At 63.0% G+C, this 19698-nt stretch carries 14 protein-coding genes and 2 tRNA genes; 7 read left to right on the top strand and 9 right to left on the bottom strand.

Annotated features, from left to right (window positions below; translation table 11 throughout):
* The first annotated feature begins 16 nt into the window (after positions 1 to 16).
* Positions 17 to 481 (top strand): MarR family winged helix-turn-helix transcriptional regulator, encoded by a 465-nt coding sequence (locus A4H34_RS03855; RefSeq protein ID WP_231870939.1) that lies wholly within the window; start codon positions 17 to 19, stop codon positions 479 to 481.
* Positions 482 to 954: 473 nt separating this feature from the next.
* On the opposite strand, the gene A4H34_RS10915 is transcribed toward A4H34_RS03855, so the two are convergent.
* Complete coding sequence (locus A4H34_RS10915) at positions 955 to 1119, bottom strand: hypothetical protein (RefSeq protein ID WP_156510248.1); 165 nt, start codon at positions 1117 to 1119, stop codon at positions 955 to 957.
* A 200-nt stretch (positions 1120 to 1319) separates the two neighbouring features.
* Here A4H34_RS10915 and A4H34_RS03850 point away from each other — a divergent pair, with 200 nt between their 5' ends.
* Complete coding sequence (locus A4H34_RS03850; protein WP_064231145.1) at positions 1320 to 2690, top strand: glycoside hydrolase family 18 protein; 1371 nt, start codon at positions 1320 to 1322, stop codon at positions 2688 to 2690.
* 405 nt (positions 2691 to 3095) lie between these two features.
* Here A4H34_RS03850 and A4H34_RS03845 read toward each other — a convergent pair.
* Both A4H34_RS03845 and A4H34_RS03840 read right to left on the bottom strand, forming a co-directional pair.
* Positions 3096 to 3171 (bottom strand) — tRNA-Ala (locus tag A4H34_RS03845).
* Positions 3172 to 3530: 359 nt separating this feature from the next.
* Complete coding sequence (locus tag A4H34_RS03840) at positions 3531 to 5045, bottom strand: DUF6667 domain-containing protein (protein WP_156510246.1); 1515 nt, start codon at positions 5043 to 5045, stop codon at positions 3531 to 3533.
* Between the two features lie 850 nt (positions 5046 to 5895).
* Between A4H34_RS03840 and A4H34_RS03835 the strand changes: the two genes are divergently transcribed.
* From A4H34_RS03835 to mscL, 4 genes are all read left to right on the top strand, one after another.
* Complete coding sequence (locus tag A4H34_RS03835; protein WP_064231143.1) at positions 5896 to 6513, top strand: 5-formyltetrahydrofolate cyclo-ligase; 618 nt, start codon at positions 5896 to 5898, stop codon at positions 6511 to 6513.
* A 412-nt stretch (positions 6514 to 6925) separates the two neighbouring features.
* Positions 6926 to 7426, top strand: coding sequence for an FmdB family zinc ribbon protein (locus A4H34_RS03830; RefSeq protein ID WP_064231142.1), 501 nt, complete (start codon positions 6926 to 6928; stop codon positions 7424 to 7426).
* Positions 7427 to 7565: 139 nt separating this feature from the next.
* Positions 7566 to 8153, top strand: coding sequence for an SAF domain-containing protein (locus A4H34_RS03825; RefSeq protein WP_064231141.1), 588 nt, complete (start codon positions 7566 to 7568; stop codon positions 8151 to 8153).
* An 11-nt stretch (positions 8154 to 8164) separates the two neighbouring features.
* Entirely contained in the window at positions 8165 to 8686 is a 522-nt protein-coding gene (gene mscL / locus A4H34_RS03820) for a large conductance mechanosensitive channel protein MscL (RefSeq protein WP_082903042.1), read from the top strand.
* Between the two features lie 52 nt (positions 8687 to 8738).
* Here mscL and A4H34_RS03815 read toward each other — a convergent pair whose 3' ends face one another.
* The 3 genes from A4H34_RS03815 to A4H34_RS03805 all read right to left on the bottom strand — a co-directional run bounded on the left by A4H34_RS03815 (position 8739) and on the right by A4H34_RS03805 (position 16006).
* Complete coding sequence (locus A4H34_RS03815; RefSeq protein ID WP_156510245.1) at positions 8739 to 10295, bottom strand: hypothetical protein; 1557 nt, start codon at positions 10293 to 10295, stop codon at positions 8739 to 8741.
* A gap of 174 nt (positions 10296 to 10469) precedes the next feature.
* Complete coding sequence (locus tag A4H34_RS10910) at positions 10470 to 10691, bottom strand: hypothetical protein (protein ID WP_156510244.1); 222 nt, start codon at positions 10689 to 10691, stop codon at positions 10470 to 10472.
* Between the two features lie 155 nt (positions 10692 to 10846).
* Complete coding sequence (locus A4H34_RS03805; RefSeq protein ID WP_064231137.1) at positions 10847 to 16006, bottom strand: hypothetical protein; 5160 nt, start codon at positions 16004 to 16006, stop codon at positions 10847 to 10849.
* 630 nt (positions 16007 to 16636) lie between these two features.
* Between A4H34_RS03805 and A4H34_RS03800 the strand changes: the two genes are divergently transcribed.
* Positions 16637 to 16954, top strand: coding sequence for a hypothetical protein (locus A4H34_RS03800; RefSeq protein WP_009197649.1), 318 nt, complete (start codon positions 16637 to 16639; stop codon positions 16952 to 16954).
* Positions 16955 to 17147: 193 nt separating this feature from the next.
* On the opposite strand, the gene A4H34_RS03795 is transcribed toward A4H34_RS03800, so the two are convergent.
* The 3 genes from A4H34_RS03795 to A4H34_RS03785 form a co-directional block, all read right to left on the bottom strand.
* Positions 17148 to 17219, bottom strand: a tRNA-Arg gene (locus A4H34_RS03795).
* 176 nt (positions 17220 to 17395) lie between these two features.
* A complete protein-coding gene (locus tag A4H34_RS03790; RefSeq protein ID WP_064231136.1) occupies positions 17396 to 18307 on the bottom strand; it encodes a universal stress protein in 912 nt (303 codons plus the stop codon).
* Positions 18308 to 18599: 292 nt separating this feature from the next.
* Positions 18600 to 19478: a C40 family peptidase gene (locus A4H34_RS03785; protein ID WP_009197652.1), complete on the bottom strand. Its 879-nt coding sequence runs from the start codon at positions 19476 to 19478 to the stop codon at positions 18600 to 18602.
* Positions 19479 to 19698 lie beyond the last annotated feature (220 nt).

The raw sequence follows: 19698 nt of genomic DNA, 5'->3' as shown, positions 1-19698 counted from the left end.
CGATCAGGAGGCTCGCTTGAGCAAACGGATTCACGATGAGCGTCTCATCCGGGCGCTGCGCGCCATGAACAGCGAACTCGCCGCCAGCAACCGCGCCATTGCGGCACGAACAGGCCTCAACGACAGCGATCTGGCTGTGCTTGACGTCCTGCACCGCGACGGCCCACAGACCCCCACCTCTCTGGCCCGCCGCACCCGGATGGGAACCACAACCATGGCCAGCGTGCTGCGGCGACTCACCCGCGATGGTTGGGTTGAGCGTCGCCTCAGCCAGACGGACCTGCGTTCCTTCACCATTCACGCCACAAGTGCTGATCGTCTTGCCAAGATATTCCTGCCCGCCAACCAGAAGCTGACCGCTCTGGTGGAGGGATGGTCTGAGAGCCAGGTCGATCAGCTCATTGAGTTCCTGGAGGATGCCACCAAGGTAATTCACGAGTCGGCGGAGCAGCTATCGACCAAGGACCGCAGCGACTCCTGACCTCACACCGCTTCCTACACTCCCCTATGTGCGGTACCGCATCCGCATCGGCTCCGGCCACTGGAAGTCCTTCCTCGGCGATTCCCTGCCATAGGGAAGGGAAACATCGGTTCGGTTCTCTAAGGCCGCGAAGAGATCAACGCCATTGCCGTCGGCGTCACTGTGCATTGGACCGAACGGCCACGGCCCAGCAGGTTCCCTCGGGGTCAGACCATATCCACTCAATCTATGACACATCAGCTCACCGAATGCGAGCAAGCATCTCACCACCGATACGAGTAACCAGGACCAGCTGCCGCCAACCTCAACCATACAGTAGAATTACACGTTCATGCGCTGTTCTCACAATCCAGAGATCATGTATCCCAAGACTACGTATTCTGCTAGAACCGAATAGCCAAGGGGGTGGTCACCATGGGCGGCTGCTGAAAATCAGGCATACATCGCACCAGACGCGATCTGCGTAAGGAGCCTTAGACAAGCGCCTTATCAGACTTGCTGCGTGCGCCAGAGTCGCCAAAGACGTGGCCGCCGTCCCCACGGGAGGCGAAATCCATCAGGCGCAGGCGGGAGATCGTCTCGTCGTAACGCATGTCGACGGCCAAGCCCCGTGTCGGCCGGTCGATGTTGATGTGCACGACGTGCCCGCCTCGGGCACTCGGGTGTGGAACGCAAACGAGACGACCACTGGTTTCGCCTGGGATGCAGCCGCCTCACCCAGATCGACGACGTAGGACTGGGAGACTGCATCGACATGGCGCTGAATTGCCAACGGTTTGCCGTTTCTGGCAAACCGTATAGGCTAGAAGGAAGCAGGCAGCAAAAGCAAGGAGGCGATATGCGGACGGCAATTGTGAAATACATGCTCAGTGTCATAATGATAGCAGTCGGATGCCAGCTGGTGACTCCACTGCCAGCCCAGGCTGCTGAGCGGAAGACAATCTCGGTCTATGTCAGCGACGAGAATCTCCCAAAAGTGACTGACGAACATCTGAAGATGATCGATCGGCTCATTGTCCATTTTGGGCGCATTGCGGCCGATGGGCGTCTAACACTTGACAAATTGCCGCATCTTAAGCAGGCGGCTACGCTGCAGCGGATTCACGCGGTTAATCCGCGCATCTCCATTATTCTTTCAATTGGTGGCGGCAATGATGCCGCGCGGAGTGAGTTCGATGCGATGGTGCGCAAAGCAAGCACCCGGCATGCCTTTGTGAGCTCTGTCAAGGAGGCGCTGCACGCTCATCAGTTAGACGGGGTGGATATCGACTGGGAGTTTCCAAAGGGGAGCCAGCAGGCTGACCTGATTGCTCTCTTGCGCGAATTGCGCACGGCAACGACCACCAGTGGACGCAAACCAAGTATCTCGATGACAGGTGCACCAGCCAAGTGGTATGCCGAGCAAAATAAGTTTGCTGAGTACCAGCAGTATCTTGATCAGATTGCAATTATGACGTATGACATGCGTGGGTTTGGCTCGTTCAAGACGTACGCTGGGCACCATGCTGGGCTCTATACCGCACCTGATGACCCGCTCGACCAAAGTGCCAACTCGGCAGTGAAGCACTACCAAGCTCACGGCGCGCCAACAAACAAATTGATGATCGGGGCGGCGTGGTATAGCCGGCGGTTTACCTCAGTTCCTGGGGTGAATCATGGGCTGCACCAGCCCGTTGGGGACACCCAAAAGGCTGGCGAGTACCACACCACGTATGACCGGCTCGAGCGAGAGTATATTAACAAGAATGGCTACACTCGCTACTGGGACAACGCAAGCAAAGCGCCCTATCTCTACAATGCCGCGCGGCGTGAGTTTATTAGCTACGACGATGCGGAGTCGATGAAGTATAAGGCAGAATATATCCAGCAGCACAACCTACAGGGGATCATTGTGTGGCGTTATCTCTCCGACCCACAGAGTAATGATGCGTTACTGCGGCAACTCGACCGCACGCTGCATGGCAGCGCTGCGACATCATCGACCCAGCAGCAGTCAAACCATCCGCAGAATACCACCTTGCCGCCGAAGGCCATGCATATCTCACAGGCCGAACAGTCGCAGCCAAGCCAACCGCAGCACGAGGCTGCATTGGCAGCTGCTGGTGATAATGTTCCGCCGCCATATTATGGCGGAGCGGCGCCGATTGTGCTGGGTGGAATTGGCGGCGCGGTGTATATTTGGCGCCGTCGGCGCGTGGCACGGCGTTGACAATAGTTTAGAAAGTAAAGCGTCGGTGACCGCTGGTGAGGATTTGCTCATTCACGCGCTCGAGCAACCGTTCCGCATCCTGCTAACCACTCGTTAGCCAGCAGCTAAAGCGAGCGGCACAGCAGGCGGCAGCGGCAGCATTCGAAGCGGCAGCGGTGGGCACAGCACGGCCAGTCACGACCACCCCACACAGCACAGACAACCATCACGACGCATCTGGCCAAGCCGCGGACGGCCCTAAAACAGCAAGAGCGCACGGCACAGCACCCGGCTAGAAGGCAGACTGCAGAGTACCCACAACAAGAACGCCCGTCCACAATGTGGACGGGTACCGTCGATGCAATTCAAGTAACAATTCGGCCCCTGACCTTGCTACTCAGGTCGAGGGTTCATATACGGAGCTTGTGGTGGAGCTAAGGGGATTCGAACCCCTGACCTTCTCATTGCGAACGAGACGCGCTACCAACTGCGCCATAGCCCCTAGGACTCCAGTAGCTTAGCACCTAGGGACGCTTCAGTTCCAACGCGCGAGTGTTGGGTCTGTCGCAGTCGCGGGGGTGCCTGCGACTCGAACGAGGCGGCAGGATGCTTTCGACGAGGCAAGCATGCGTTCTTGTTGGTGGGATGGACAGGCTGGTCACGGACATGCTCCGCAGTAACCGAGATGCGCGTTTGGCGGGACGGACTGCACTGTTGGGATCGTGGTGCGCGTTTGAGAGAGCGGACGGCGTTGTCGGGATCGAGGTGCGCGTTTTTGGTAGGGCAGACAGGCCCTGTCGGGAAAGGCATGCGCCCCGACGACGCGGCCCTGCCAAACGGAGTTGTGCTTTGGCGGGGCGACTAGGCCCGACGGCGCTCCAGCAGCGCGTCCAGCACCGAGCCCCCGCTCAGAACCTCGGACGAGTGGCTGACCACCGAGGCCTCGACCGCGCGCTCGACCTTCGCCTGCGCTTCCCTCGCCTCGGCCGGGCTCAGCGGCACCTCGCCAGGAGCACTGGGCATGACCACGCCGGTTGCGACGTCGTACCTCTCGCCGATCACCTGCGGGCGATAGGGAACGGGCGCCGTCGCCGAGGCGGGTGCCGTGTACGGCTTGACGACCTTGCGATCGACCGATCCCGGCTTGAGCGTGTAGGAAGGCATTTCGGCGCGACGGCTGGAAGCCCCGGCGCCAACACCGGCACCGGCAGGAGCGTCGCCGACGGCGGGAGCATTGCCGACGACGCCGCCCGCGCCCCTCGCAGCAGGGCCGATGTTCCCGCGCACGGTCGCGCCGCCGCGAGCGCTGCGCGAGGCGGAGCCCCCTGCATAAGAATCGTGGGACGAGCCATTGGAAGCGGACGAGCCCTTCGAACTGGCCGAAGAGAAGCCCGTGCCGGAGCCCGCTCGAAGCCCGGCGTTCGAGGCGACGCCCTTGCGTGCGCCGACTCTGGGAGCGCTCGAGGCGTCGGACCCGACGCGACCGGCGGCCCTGTCGGCGGACTGACCGTCGCCATACGCGCCGAAGCCGCCGCTCTTGCCCGATGCGCCTGCGCCCGCTTTGCCGCCCGCACCGGCCGCATCCGAGATTCGGGATGCCGCCTTCGAACGCTCAAAGCGCCGGCGAAGCTCGCCCTCGATCCGGGCGGTCGCTGCGGCCTTCTGCGCGGCCGCCTTCCTGGCGGCCGCGCGCCGGGCAGCCGCGCGGGCCCCGTCGCTTTCGCGGACCTCGACGCGAGCCCCGCGAGCGGCCTGGGCCAGAGAGGCGCGCGCTTCGACGTCGGCCCTCTTCTTGGCGGACCTGCGCGCGGCGTCGGCGGCAACCTTGCGCCCTTGAGCGCGCCGCGGGCCGATCTCGGCGACGATGTCCGCAAGCTCTTCGCGGTCGGCGGCGTCGGCCTCCGCCGCCTTGCGGTAGATGTAGACGAAGCCGGCGCCGTATGCGAGCGTGGCCGCCGTCGCGATTCCCGCGAACAAGGGGGATGCAAAGCCGACGGCCGCCCCTACCCAGAGAAGAACGGCGAGCGCGGCTACAAGCGCCCCGCCGAAAAAACCTCGTTGAAGGTTAGCCGCGCGCTTCGACATCCGCGCCCTTATGCGGGCGCGGTCGCGCGCGAGCTCACGCACATCCTTCGTCACTCGCCCCCCAGCCATGTCAACCTCCGGCCGTTTGAAGAACACCGAGCCGCGCTGGCCGTCGTCATTGGGACGATCGGCGCCCGGTGCGTCGCTCACCTTGAGCATTCTCAGGTCCTCGGAGTAACGATCCTCCAGCGGTGCGTTCGCAAGAATCTCCCTGCGCTTTGACAGAGCAGGGATGACGAAGGCGATCAACAAGACGGTTGCGCCCAGTACGAAATACCCCTCGAAACCCACGGCACCACGCTAACGGCAGGATGGATCGCGCACCATGAGGAGGAGCCGCGTGTTCCCAAAATCCATCCATGGGTGTAGATGCCCATGTGGCATGTAACTCTGGAATCGCATTACCACTCCTTTAAGTAGGACCCGTTCCGCACGGCAGGCGCCTCCCCTTTCGCGCGGTTTTCCGCGCCTCGCGGACGCGTTCGCTTAAGATTACCGCCCGGAAGCGCAGGATCCGCCCAATCGGCGCAGATCGCACTGAGAGTTGCGCGACACGCGACGCGCCACTCCGACGAAAGTATGACTTTCGTCGGCCCTCGCCCGAGCCGGCTTCGACGCCCGCCGCTCCCGATTTGCTCCCAACCGAGTCGTTTCGGCGCGATGTCGTCTTTTCGTGCAAGCCCACGCCGACGCCAGACGACGTCAAAACTCTCGCTTACGTCCGACGCCGGAGTGCGGCAATCGCGTGCCGAGACTCCCGTCGCACCCGCCGCCGGCCTCCGCCGCCCGGAACGCCCGGGAACAACGCATCTAAACGGCCGGATGCCGCGGACTTCGGGACATTCGATCCGTTCGCGGGGCAGCCACATGGACGCCGACGCCCCGGCAAACAACGGCGTCGCCCCGGCAAGCAGCGGCGTCGCCTCGGCAGGCAACAAGGCATTTCACCATGTTTCCGTAAAAGACTTTTCCAGCGTCGGTAAAGGCTCGCGACGGCGCGATTGCGGCGTCGTTCCGTGCCCGACCGAGGCGACGTCGGCCTGGCAAGCCTCGCAACGCCAGCCCTCTGCCGCGCAGACGTGTCTTGTTTCGCCAAAGATCTCTCTATCTTTTCCCAGGGTCGTCATGAAAGAATTGAGCCATGATTACAAAGACGGTGACTCTTCCGAACGTCGCCGACCTGGATGTCGAGGACGCCAAACAGGAACTCCGCAAGGTCGCGCGTAAAAACCGGAGCAAAAGGTCGTTGCAGGCACGCGAGGACTTCGCCAGCACATGGGTTGAGACGGCTTTGGACTTCCTAGGCGACGCGCAGGTCGTGGCGGCCTATGTGTCGATCAAGGAGGAGCCGCCCACGCTCGCCCTGTGTGACGCCATCGCCGCCTCGGGAAAGCGCCTGCTGCTGCCGAAACTCGGCCCGGGGCTCACGCGCGCCTGGGGCTGGTACACCGGGGCCCACGACCTCGACGTCCTCGCCCCGGGGCGCCCGCCCGAACCCAGCGGCGAAGCGCTTGGCCCGGAGGTCCTTTCCCAGGTCGACGCCCTGCTCGTCCCCGCCCTTCTCATAGGCCGCGGAGGGACGCGCTTGGGCCAGGGAGGCGGTTGGTACGACCGCATCCTCAAGCAGATTAAGGGCGATGCCAGGGTCGGCGCGATGGTCTACCCCGACGAGGTGGTCGATATGGAACTTCCGCAGGACGAGATGGACATGCGGATACCCTTTGTGGTGCTGCCCGAGTATTGGACGTCGACAGAGTAAGCCCGCGTCGTCTGCGCCGCTTTGCCGACGTCGTTTCACGCACTGATCGAGGCTGCGACGCCTTTCGAGGCGGACCAACGCCCTTCGAAGCGGCCCAGAGCTCTGAATGACGCAAACGTGAGCGGGTTTCACATAGATGTACACGCATACGCATAGCCAATCGAGAACAAACTTAAGAAATCACGTGGAAATAACTCGCAACGCGCGAGACTCATAACGTCGCAGGGGCGTCGGCTCTCCATTGGGAGGCCGACGCCCCTGTTTGTCCGACGCGAGCTGTGCCTCCGGTTGACGCCCCCTTTTTCATCAAGCGAACCGTGCGCCTTCCCCTGAAGCGAAACGCGTGGCGCGCCATGGTGCCGCGGAGTAATCTTGAACCTCGGATAAAGTTCGCTCTAGCAGGAGGCGCTTCGTGCCCACCTATTCGTATCGCTGCACCGAGTGCGGCAGCGAGTTCGACGTTCGCCAGTCGTTTTCGGACGAGCCTTTGAAGGTCTGCGAAGCGTGCGGCGGCTCGCTCCGCAAGCTCTTCAACTCGGTCGGCATCGTCTTCAAGGGCTCGGGCTTCTATCACAACGATGCGCGGTCCTCCTCTAGCACGCTCCACTCGAAGAATTCGGAAGGGCGCGAAGCTTCTGATTCGGCCGGATCGGGGTCCGGGGAGGGGGCGAGCTCCGAAAACGGGAATGCGGACCCACATTCGGGGAACGCGAACGCGCATTCACGAGAGACGGGCTCACAAAGCGGGAGTGCAGACTCCAGTCGAGCAGCCGGTTCGGCGGAAGCCCCCGCATTGACGGGCGCCTCCACTTCGACAAGCGTCTCTGCATCGAAGCGTCACGAAGCAGGCCCGGCCTCTGGCAAGCGCGGCGCGGGAAGCTCCTCCTCCAAGAAAGTCGGCTCGCCTGCGTAGAATTCGGGCCCACAGCTTGTACGGACGTATTCCTCGTCCACAGGCGCGCCTCTTCCGGGAACGACGACGGCGTACATCGCCGTAGCCTGACGGCATGAACCTTTCCCGAATTCGTGCGACCCTTTGGAAACTGCGGCACATGCTACTGGCTGTCGCGGTCCTGACCTCGCTGGCAGCGATCCTCTCGACGATACGGGGGCTGGCCCCTGCGACGGTCAGCATCGTCGTGGCGAAGAAAGACTTGACGCCGGGAACCGCTCTCGGCTCGTCGAATCTCACGGTTGCAGAAGTGTCCGCCGAGCTCGCTCCCGAAGGATTGACCCACTCCCTCGAAGACCTCAACGAACGAGTCCTCATAACCTCCGTGCCCAAGGGCGCACCCGTGACGCGAAAGATGACCCTTTCGGACGACTTTCTCGCTTCTGCCCCCGAAGGAACCGAAATCGCCCCTGTGATCGCTGATGTCGGCGGAGCCGACAAGCTCCTCACTCCGGGGCGCGCCGTCGCCCTCTACGCACCACCCGGAGAGTACAGCAAGGATCGCGAAGCAGTGAAAATCGTGGATAAAGCAACGATCGTCGGAGTGGGGCCAAAGAATGAATCAACACCCTTTGTTAGTGATTCCTCTCACACGTCAGTGTTGTACGTTGCTGTGCCTCAAAACACCATTAGCCTGGTTATCGGTTATGGCTCAACGATGCCCATGCGGGTTGTGGTCGTTCGTTAACCCCATGGCGCGTGACCATCACGTCCGCGTTGCAAAAGGGCGCGCGGGCCATCCACCCAAAAGAAAGAGATGGATTCACCATGATTCAGGGTTTCAAGAAATTCATCATGCGCGGCAACGTCATCGAACTTGCCGTCGCTGTTGTTATCGCCGACGCCTTCACCTCTATCGTAAAGAATCTTGTGGATAGCGTCATCAACCCCCTCCTCGGGAGCCTGGTTGGCAAACCAAACTTCAATTCGATTGGCCAGTTCCATATAGGGGACGGCGATCTAATTAGACCCGGTACTGTTTTGACAGCTGCTATCGGCTTTCTCCTTGTTGCTGCAGCCGTCTACCTCGTTCTCGTCTATCCAATGAATAAGCTCAATGAGCGCATGGCGAGGCGGAAGGGCCTCAACGCTGAGGAAGCAGAGGTCAGCGACGAAGTCAGGCTCCTGACGGAGATTCGCGATGCGCTCGCCGGCGGAGGCTACATGAACGGCGGCGGCACTGCGGGTGGCGGCTACACGGGTGGCGGTTATCGCCAGTAGTCAACCTTGGAATGATGGCGGCTCAGCAGTCTGAGTCGCCATCATTCCGGGTCTACCCAACAGCTTCTTGACCTGTGTTTGGCCTCAACGTTTCAAGTTTTTGGGGGTGCTTCCTATCCCAGGGGTCCATTCCACTCCCTTGCTCGATATTGTTCGTGATCCTATCCATTAGTTGCTGGGATTGCGCATCTTGCTCTTCAAAGTCATGCATTGCCGCTCGAAGGTTTACATTCCCTTCATCAACCCTCCATTTGAGATCGATCAGCAGTTCATATATAACCTCACGAAGATCGGCAAAAGTCGAACTAGGACCAATACCATACCTTATACCGACTTCTTCATCCCGTCGAATAAGATCCTGCATAGATATGCCACGCAAGGTTTTCGCCGCCGACTCGAGATCGGCAGCTATATCCGACATATACCCTCCTGTTGACCCATCACCTATCGTTAGCTGATCAACCGCATTTCTATCCATTTTGGTTTGCCCCGCCGTGTCCCTAATCGGCGCCGGCAGTAAATGGAAACTGGTAGTCTTGAAATCATTGTTATTGCGATCCCCAAGCACCGCTTTCAGGTTAGCGGCAAGGTTGTCCTCGATACGTTGCTCGCCTTTTTTAAGATTACTATTTATGTCCTTAAAAGATTTTTCCAGTTCATTCATGATTCCCTCATAGCTATCTGCCTCATAATGCTTCATCTCGGCTTTGACGTCCTTGACTGCAGTTAAAGCCAAATTTCCTACACCACCTATTATAGATGCAGTACTCGCACCCGCGCCGCCAAAAGGCAAACTTAAAGCCATGCACCCCCAAACCAGTATATTTATTAGCATGTCAAAACCAGACCCGCCCCCAGGAATCTCCGCGAACGCCTTCATCGCCCCTTCAATAGCTTCAACCACTTTCTTCCTTGCCTGCTTAAAAATTAACTGTTCGGCAGCCAATGTCTCACCGTGAATATGAGCAAGCACAGAAAGATTACGTACAATTGACGGCATAGTGCCCAAAAAAGACTCCCGAAAAGCGTTCATTGTGGCCCCCTGGAGCGAAGCAGCATTGGACATCATTCCATCAAAGTACCGCTGCATACTGCCAGGCTTGACCGCTAGGATGTTTACAGCACCCTGATCGGTACCGTCTCCAGTTAGGCCTTTTGCATCAAACCCTTTCACGGGCACTGTAGACAACTTCGCGACAACCCCTTTCCTATAATTATTTATGGCATTCTCGAACCCATCGCCATATGGGTTAGGCAGACCTATCCAAGGTGAAACGATCGCGTCTATTGCCGATCGACACTCGGCAAACCTTTCCGAATAGTCGTCAAGAACTTCATTTTCATCTTGAATATCACTCAAGCTTGTAAGTGAGGACCCACACGTCACCTTTCCACCACCTTCCCCTTTTGAGTTCGGCCTCTCCACGCGAACAGAAACGTCCGGTGCTAAGAGAGACCTGTTCTTCACTTCCTTACAATAATAATTGTCATCTTCTACCTCGAAATGATACTCAGTACCGTAGTCTTTCATCATGGCATCTATAGCAGCAACCTTAAGATTGCATACTAACTTTTTGATGTCTCTGTATTCACCCATAGTGTTCCCCATTTCGTAAAAGTAGGCGTGCCTCAAACGGGATTTTCAGGTCAAATCCAAACCTGAGAATAGTCAAGTCACCCCCATTCGTCTAGCGTGGTATATATCGTTTCCTTTCAACGTTGAAGAAACTGGCATTGTCGTCGCACGTATAACGGCGATCAAAGCGGGTCTATGAGAACTCCGTTACAGCGAACCGAAATGCGGCGGTCGGTCTCCGAGCAGGCGGCGCTCATTGGCGTCGCGAGCGGCGACGGCCGGCTCCTCGCGCTGAAGCGAGCGGGTCTCACGCAGGTCGTTGAGATGCAATGCTTCCTCGGGGTTCGCGATCTCGCCGCGGGCAAGGCGCTCGGCGTCGACCCTCGACAAACGCACCGCCGCGCGACGCTTGCGCTTCGGTGCCTGCAAGCTCCCAGGCGAGCCCCGCCTTGCCGATTCGAGAGATCGGTTCTGCGACGGAGCCCCGTCAGCTGGATCTGACGTTGGCGAATCGCCGCCGACACCGGCAAGCGACTCGCGATTCGGATCGCCGTTTAAGTCCGATTCGCCAGCCTGAAACGCGTTCACTTTCTCTTGCCCCTGGAAGCGGAGCGTGAAGCCGAACGGCCGGCCCCGGGAGCGGACTGAGAGGCGCTGGAGGCCGAACCGCCCGCCTCGGAAGCCGCCTTGGATGAATCCGAAGGAGAACGAGCGTCTCCAGACACGGCTTTAGAGGAGGCTTCAGAAGCGGAGTACGGAGACCGCTGAGAGACCTCGGGCGACCGCAGGGCAGACTCGGAGGAATGCTGAGCTGCCTCGGAAGACCGCTGGGGCGTAGCCGAAGACGAACGGGAACCGGGAGCGGGAAGCGAGCCCGTCTCCGAAAGAGCCTCGGAAGAAGAGTTCGAGCCGGAGAGCCGGGAGACGGCGTCGGGGGAAGCGCCGGAATCGGAAAGCGCGTCGGAGCCGGAATCGCCGAGACCCAAGCCAACCGCCAGGCCGGATCGGTCCACGACGTGGCCTAGAATCGTATCGACCTGCATGCCGCGCCCCTCAATGCCCAGCTCCTTGCGCAGAGCGTCAACGAACTCTGGGCGGCTTCGCTCGGCGCCGTCGGCGGCTATCCATGTGACCATCTCGTCCAGTTGATCGTCCGTATACGCGGCAAGGGAGAGACCCTTCGCGACGTCCGGGCGGGGGCCGCGCTTGACCGCCGCCTCGTTCCTCAGCTTTTCGGCCCAATTCGGGTCCCTCGGAAGAGCTGCTCCGCCGGTGACGGTTTCACCGCCAGGAATGGTCTCGCCGCCGGCAACATTTTCGCCGCTAGTGACAACTTCGCCTTCGGCTACGACTTTGCCGCCGGTTACGGCTTCGCCGCCAGGGCCGTCGGCCGGCGCGGCCCATTCGTCGCCGAGCACGGGCACCCTGACGCTGTCGGAAAGCTCGAGCGCGCGGGCCCGCTTGATCGCGTTGACAACGAGCGAGGCCTGGCCCTCCGGATCGATGAACAGCGAGGTGGAGAAAGTCCTGATCACGGCCCAGCCGCGCGATTCCAGCCGCTCCAGCCAATACCGGTCCCTGCGCCGCACCGACGGCTCGTTTACGTAGGCTTCGTCGTCGACCAAGACGGCGACCCGCCACGTGCCGGGAAGCTCGACGTCGCCGGCGACGAGCGGAATCCTCACGCCGTCGTCGAAGCCGAAATCGGAGGCCACGGCGTACCCGGCGCGCACGAGCCTGTCCCGCAGGTCCGTGAGGAGGGCGCCTATCGGCTCGTCGGAACTGGAGGGGTCGAGCGGGACCTCGCGGCCGTCCGCCCTGTCGATGAGCTTCTCCAGAAGCCGCGGGCCGGGCGTGGACAGCCTGTCCGCGCCGATCTCGCCGGGGCCGAGCGAGGAGACGATCTTGAGCTCGGAGCGCGCGGCCTCCATGGCGTCGACGAGGCCGGTGAGCCCGCCGGCCGTCGAGAGGGGCCCGAAGGTGTGCAGCACTCGCCCGTGCACCGTCTTGCCCAGGCCCACGGTCAAAATGATGGAATCGCGGCGCAGGCCGCCGGTCTGCGTGAGCTCGAGGACGGCGAAAGGCTCGACCCCGCCTTTCGAGACGAACTCGGCCAGCTGGGGGGAATCGGCGGCCAGCCGCGCAAGGGCTTCGCGTATGCGGACCGCGTGGGCCGGGGAGACGCAAACGACGGCGAGAGATTCGCCGGGCCGCGTCAACACATGGTCGACGACGGCGTCGACCGCCGCGTCGACTTCGACCTGCGGCCCCTCGACCATGCCCGACTGCGGATTCGGCACGCCGCGCCCCTCCACGAGCACAAGGCTTGGCTTGCGGCCGCGCTTGGCCGACGGCACGAGCTCGAGGACGTCCGCATACCCCTGTTCGCGCAGCGTCTGGGTGGCCAGCTCGTCATGTTGGGCGCGCAGCGTGGGAAGCTCGCACACGGGCAGAATGTCCGCGAAGGCTGCGATCGTCGAATCCCCGCCCTCGGCCCGCGCGCGGCGAAGATTGCCCATGACGACGATCTGACGGCCGCGCATGAGCATCGAAACGGCCGAGGAAAGGCCGCCGGCGTCCTGCTCGTCCATGATGACGATGTCGGCCCAGGGCATGGGAGGCACAAACTCGGCCGTGATCATCGACGGAATGACCCACACCGGGCGGGACGCTTGAACGAGCCTCGGATAGGTGGCGATCGCGTCGCGCAGGGCGCCCGTCGAGTAGCGTTCGAGCTGATCGTCGAGTTTGAGGGTGTCCTCACGCCGCTTCGAGATCGTTTCGCGCATGATCCGCACGACGGCGCGGGAAACCGGCCCGGCCAGCGTCTCGGTGTGCTCCCGGTCGAGCCTGCGCACCTCGGCGGCGAGGACCGCGAGGTTGGCCGGCGTCGTGCGTGAAAGGGCCGGGGAGCGCCCGACGAGCTGCTCGAAAAGGGAGGCCGAGTATATGAGGTCGAGCTCGGCGGGGATCTGTTCGGTTCGCACGCCTCGCTCGGAAAAGTCCTTGACGACGCCGCCAAAGCCCTCCGCCTTCAGCTTGGCGACGAGCTCGTTCGCTCTGGGCAGGCGCGACATGGTGCCTTCGTCCATCGACAGCGAAAGGAGGAAGTCCAGCAGCTCGCCCATCGGCATCATGCGGAGCTTCCTGCCGGGAAGGATCCCCTCCAGCTCCTCGAGCTGCCCGCCGGCCTCGCGCTCGCTTTCGCGGATCTGGGTCATGCCCTCGGGAAGCTTGGGCCAACTGGCTTCGGCGCTGTAGCGCTTCCACACCTCGCGCTGACGCTGCACGGTGATGAGGTCTCGGTGAAGGTCGTGGCTCACAGCCCCCGGCCGCACGTAGTCTTTCGCCTGTTTCGTCAGACGGCGCCGCTCCGAGCCCTTCATCTCCTCGCCGTGGCTTTCGCGCCATTCCTTCGACGCCGTCGCGATTACCATGTCCTGAACGGAGCGCTCGAAAATCTGGGGCAGGAAAATGTCGAGGGAGTGGGAGATTCCGCGCAGCATCTCAATCTGCTCGCGCCAGTCCTCGAAGGTCTCCGCCACCGAGAGCCCGGTCTCCTCCGCCGCGCGTTCGGCCTGGGCCTTGACGGCGGGGATCGTCTTGGAGGCGAGCTTTTTGGCGAGGGCCATGGCCTCCTCCCCCGCCGCGGCGGTGTGAATGTCCGCGCCGGCCCACGGCGAGTCTGCCATGCCCACGAACGCCCCGAGCTCCGAGGCGTCTTCGAGTTGGGCCTGCACGTGCGAGAGCTCTCCCCGCAGGGCGTGGACGGTGTCGGAATCCAGTCGCACCCTGCTGCGCGGCGCGCCCTTGCCCTCGGTCAGCCGCGCCAGCCTCTCCAGAAGCGAGTGCACCGAGTGCCCCCACTGGGGATCGACGTCGTGCAGCGAAGCAACATACTCGCTGAGCTCGCGCCTGACGGCCACGAGGCGCGCCCGCAGCTCCAAAACGTCGGCCGGGTCTTCCTCGTCCCCGCGCAGCCGCATGCCCGTGCGGATGCGGCGCGCCACCGTGTCGAGGTCCGAAAAGTCGAGGACGAGGTCGCCCAGGCCCAGGCGTCCCATCTCGTCCACGAGCGCCCTGGCCGAGGAGGCGCGCCCCGGAATGTAAAGAATCGACCTGCCGGAGGCCGCAGCGTCGGCGACTATCGCCGCGAGGGTGCCCACGGCCTGAGATCCGGGCGGCGCGTCGACGACGATCGACCGCCCGGACGCGATCGCCTCGATGACCGCCAGCTCGGCGGGGTCGCGGTCGCCGGCGCCGCGTTCGGCTTCCGGCGAACGGTCGCGCATCTCGGCGGGAGGCAGCGGCAACGCGGTGAGCCGACGGGTCTCTTCGTCGCCCGCCAGCGCCGCCATGATCCCGGAAGTTTCGATGTAGGGCTTCATCGCCTCGAGGTCGGCGAGGAGCACAAGGCCCGGATGCGTGAAACTGCCGAGCAAGGCCCCGTCCTCGTAAGAAAACCCGGGCAGGTACACGCGTCCGAGTTCGCGCAGATAGGCGATGGCCGCCTCGTGACGGGCGACGTCGGCCGCCATGGCGCGCAGCCTCGATCCCTCCTCGGCGGTCATTCCGTGGGAACGCAGAGCCCGCAGCACCGTCGGGTTGACGTCGCAGCGGGCGGTGAGCGTGATGTAGGCGTCGTCGGGGCCGGCCTCGTCGAGCCTGGCCGAACGCATGAGCCCGGCCTCGTACATTTCGCGGATCTTGGGGGCCGCTGCGTCGCTCCCGGAGGTTCCGTCCTCGACCGAATCGGCCGACCTGGTCGCGGCGAGCTCCTCAGTACTTTCAAATGTCGCGCTTTCGAGGGCCTCGAGCGCCTTGCCACGCTCGCCGGGCGCGCTTGCGAGCTTCCCCGGCATGTTCGCGAGATCGCCGGACGCGCTGCCAAACGGCCGGGGTGAGTCGTCATGCGCCTCGGAGGCGCCTCCACCCGGCGATCCCGCTCCGGCGACGTCGCCGCCGTTGGCCTCGCCGTTGCCCGTCGATCCTTTGCCGCCGTCGCCTCCGTTCGCGTCGTCGGCCGCTCCGCCGCCGGCGCCCGGGCGCCCGGACAGCTCTTCGCCCAGGGCGACGTCGTGCATGTCGGCCCGCGCCGCGCCGATGGCCATCTGCTCGACGGCGTCGCGGCCCAACGCCTTCCCCGAAGAAGCGCCCGGCGAACCGCCTTTCTCGCGGCCGTGCGAGGATGCGGCCGGCAGCTCGGTCCACGATATGTGGCCGATCGCGAGCGTGACCGGCGCGTACCCGTACTGCTCGGAAAGGCCCTCCATTCGCGTGCGCAGCGAGGCCAAGTGAGCCTGTGCCTCGCGCTGGGCGGATTCCTCTCGAATGACGGACGTCAGCAGGGTCGGCTTGCCGGAGTACAGTTGCGAAGCCCCGGTCGGATGGGGGTGGGTGAGGTCGACAACGGCCGGGTCGCCGGCCCTGATGGGCACGGCGGCCTCGTCGGCGACGACGGCGAGTTCCCTGTGCCAATCCGAGTACGCGCGGGAAAGCCGTTCGCCGCGCGACGGTCCGTCGACGTCGTCGGCCGGAGCCGGCTGCGCCTCGGCGAATAAGTCCGGCTCCTTCATCTCCCTGGGCTTGCGCGCGATGAAGGAACGCTTTCCTGAGCGTTCTGCGCGCTCGGAAACGGACGGGCGATTCTCGTCCGCCTCGGCGGCTTCCGGCGACGGCGCGGGGGACTCGGCCGCGGGCGCGGCCTTGTCATTTTTGCGACTGCGCTTGAAGAAAGGGCTCACGTATCCACGGTATCGGTACTGCAACCGAAATTCCGCTTACCGCGCCGATCGCCCGTAAACGAAGCCGCCCTCACACGTCCGCGCCCAGGACTGACTATGCTGCACGTGAAGCGCCGCCTCGTTCGGGCCTGCGTTGCCGTCTCACTCGGGCCTGCGTCGCTGTCTCGTTCGGCACGTGCGAGGCCGTTTCATTTTGGCGCGTGCGGCCTCGTGCGGCCTCATTCGGCACGGTTTCGTGCGGCGCATCCCGCCGCCCCAGTCGACGTGTTCGGCGCCGCCCCAGTCGACGTGTTCGGCGCCGCTCCATTTCATCATGCGCGCTGCGACAAGAGGAACCTGGATTGTCCCCTTAAGAATCGGTTCCGACGATAGTAAGATCGAAATGGAAGGCGCGGCTCAGCGCCGTCGGCCTTCCTGCGAGGACGGCGGCAACGCGTCACAAGAGCATGGGTTATTCCGAAGGAGCGAGGCTTCCACGGTTTCTCCGCCTGGGGCGCCGCGGCGCCTCGGTGATCGTCGGGCGGCGGCGACCGGCAGGCGCCGGCAAGGGCCAACACCTAGCCAAAGGCGAACGGGGACGGAGCGTGCCCTGCCACCGGATGGCTCAAGATCGGGGAAAGGACAGAAAAGATGAACGGCGGGTCGAAGCAGGACGACGAAAGCCTCACGGCGAAGCTGGCGCGGCTTGAAAAGCGCGTGAACGACCTCGAGGAGCGCCTAAAACGGGCGGAGAAATACAACGAGTTGTCCCAGAAAACCATTACGAGTTTGCTTTCGACGACGAAACAGTTGTCATTGAGCGGCAAAGAACTGGCGCATGCGCTTGACAAGCTTATGGACACCACGGGCAAAACCCTGGGCGCCATCCATCCGCTTATTCCCTATTTGGAAAAGATCCGCGACAGAGAGCAAATGGACGAAGATCTGCGACGCCTCTTCGAGAAGTGACGGCGGGAGGGCCACGACGTCGCCCTTTCGAGAAGCGACGGCACCCTTCAAAGAACACCTGCGACCTCACGAGAAGAGCAGCGGCGTCTAGCACCAGAATGGGCGTCTAGCACCAGAATGCAAGCGCCTGCAAAGTTCCCATGCGCGCCCCGGACGAGGCCGGATTGTCGGTCGCCGCACCGGGGCAATCTAGCGCCCTCGAAAGGATTCGAACCTTCGACCTACCGCTTAGGAGGCGGTCGCTCTTCCCCTGAGCTACGAGGGCAACATGCCTAGTCTACCTGCGTCGGCGGGTTCAAGCACGTTGGCCCGGGCGGCGTACGCTGCCTCCGGTCACCGCCGACAGGCGCGGCCAGCCGACGCCGCACTGCGCCTGCTCATCCGACGGATACACCGCCGGCGGACCGCGGCGTGCGTGCTCGCAGTCGAGCCTGCGGGCCCCTACTTGGCGGTGCGGCTCCACGGGACGTTGCCCCACGGGGCGTCCTCGTTCTCACTGGTTCGGCGAGGAACGATGATCGTCGGGCACACGGAGTGATGGAGGATGGCCTGGCTCGTCGATCCGAGCAGCAAGCCGGCAAAGCCTCCGCGTCCGCGAGTGCCGACCACCAGCATGTCCACCGCCGTCGAGAACTCGGCGAGCAGCGCGGCCGGATTGCCCTCGATCACGTGGCAGTGCGCGTCGATGTCGTACCCCTCGGCCGCCTTCATGACGGTGTCTTTGAGGCCGGCGCGGACGTCGTCAAGCACTTCTTGGTGGTATCCGGGCCCCGGAACCCACATCGACCCGCTGAGGTTGATGGCGGAGACGCAGGAAAGCTTGGCCTTCCACCTCGCGGCCTCTCGCACGGCCAGCCCCAGGGCGATCTTCGACGTTTCCGAGCCGTCCACGCCACACACGATGTGCTCGACCGGGAGCACGTCCCTCGCCGCCGTCGACGGGACGACGACGGCGGCGCAGAATGCGCGCGCGGAAAGGGCCGAGGCCACCGATCCCAAAAGCCTGTCGGCGAATCCGCCTGATCCGCCCCGCGCCCCCACGACGACTCGCGCCACTTTCTTCGAACGCGCCAAAAGCGCCGAGGTCGGGTCGTCTGCCTCGAGAGAGGTTTGGACGTCGACGCCGACGTCGGCCGTCTTCTCCAGCGCCTTGTCGATGACCTTCCGCGCATCGTCCTTGGTCAGGCCGGCGTTGCCTCGGTGTCCCGGATATGTCGGTTCCTGATGGCAGCAAAGAATCTCCAGCACGGCGTTGCGCATCTTCGCCTCTTGTGCCGCCCACTTGAGAGCGTTGAAAGAAGCGTCAGAACCATCGACGCCGCACACAACCACGTTGTCGTGTTGATAAGCCACCGTAATCACCTCCGTTTAGGTGCTTACAGTTTCCCACGTTCCCGGTGGCCAGGTAAAGCGTCGCGGCCCGCCAAATTCGAGGAGATTGAGAATGGAGAGGCAGTAGCGAAGGAAAAGACGGCAGCGAATGCAAAGGGCGGGGCGGCGACGCTGGAAGAAGCGCCGCGGCCGCGAAAAACGGCTGCCCTGAAGAAGCGTGGCGGCGTCGGGGAGAAACGCCGAGGTTGCGAGGGCGAAGACGCAAAGCGAAGAGGCCGCCCTAAAAGGCGGCCTCTTCGACACACTCAGTTGCTCAGTGGAGCACGCGAATCACAGTAGGCGTGCCGCCGACCCAGGAGTTGGGTCCGACGCGGGTCCCCATCGAGGGGTTCCATGCGCCGACGTTCTGGCCGTTTCCGGCGTAGATGCCGACGTGGCCGGGCCAGTAGAGGATGTCACCAGGCTGCGCCTGCGAGTAGGGAACCCTCGTGCCGGCGGAAAGGACGGAAGTGGTGTATCCGCCGATCGAGACTCCGAACTTGCCGTAGACGTAGCGGACGAAGCCGATGCAATCCCAGCCGGAAGGAGTGGTGCCGCCCCAACGGTACGGCGAACCGACGTAGGACATCGCGGTCGAAAGAACCGACGAACCGCTTCCGGATGCGGTGTGGGCGACAGGCGCCGCCTGGGCGGCGGGAGCAGCGGCCTGCTGCTGCCTGACGTTGTTGACGGCGGCGGGGCGCGCACCGCGAGTGATGGTGGCGTTCGTCTGCTGGATGTTCCCCTGGGCGTTTCCGGATTCCTGACTGCCAGCTGCCTTCTGCGCCGTCCCACCGGCTTGCTGTGCGGCAGCGGGCTGAGCGGCAACCGGGGTTGCCTTCTTCTGAACGCTGACCTGGAAAGCGGTGGCGGGCTGGTCGGAAGCCTGCGCGTCCTGAACCTGGACCTGCTCGAGCTGCCAGTTGGCGTCGGCGGGGGCCTTGACTGCCGAAGTGTCGGTGATCGTCTCGTCGGCGCTGAGGTCGGTAACGGGGGCGAGGTCGGCGTTGGCCGATCCCTCGTCGGCGTTGGCGGAGGGCAGTGCCACGCCAAGCATCGTTCCAACGGCCATGGCTGCTGCCACGCTGCGGCCGGCGGGGGAATTCAGAGCGCTGAGGGCGACCTCGCGGTTGAGCGAATGGCGTCCGGTCATCTCGGTTTTCTCCTAAACGTATCGTCATTCAATTCGAGGCCTTGCGAGCCCCGGATTGTTTGTCCACGTAAAACAATAACGGGCCGTCTCCCGATTGTCACATTTAGATAACGGAACGAGGCGCAACTCACCTTCGCCTCCTTTGCAGTAACCGTATTTTTCCTTGGCGCGGAAGGGAAAAGTCCGTGCTGCAAACGTTTCGATTTTGTTATCGGCGATC

This window comes from Peptidiphaga gingivicola (genome assembly GCF_001652275.1).
GTDB classification, from domain to species: Bacteria; Actinomycetota; Actinomycetes; order Actinomycetales; family Actinomycetaceae; genus Peptidiphaga; species Peptidiphaga gingivicola.
This window is presented reverse-complemented; position numbering and strand designations above follow the sequence as displayed.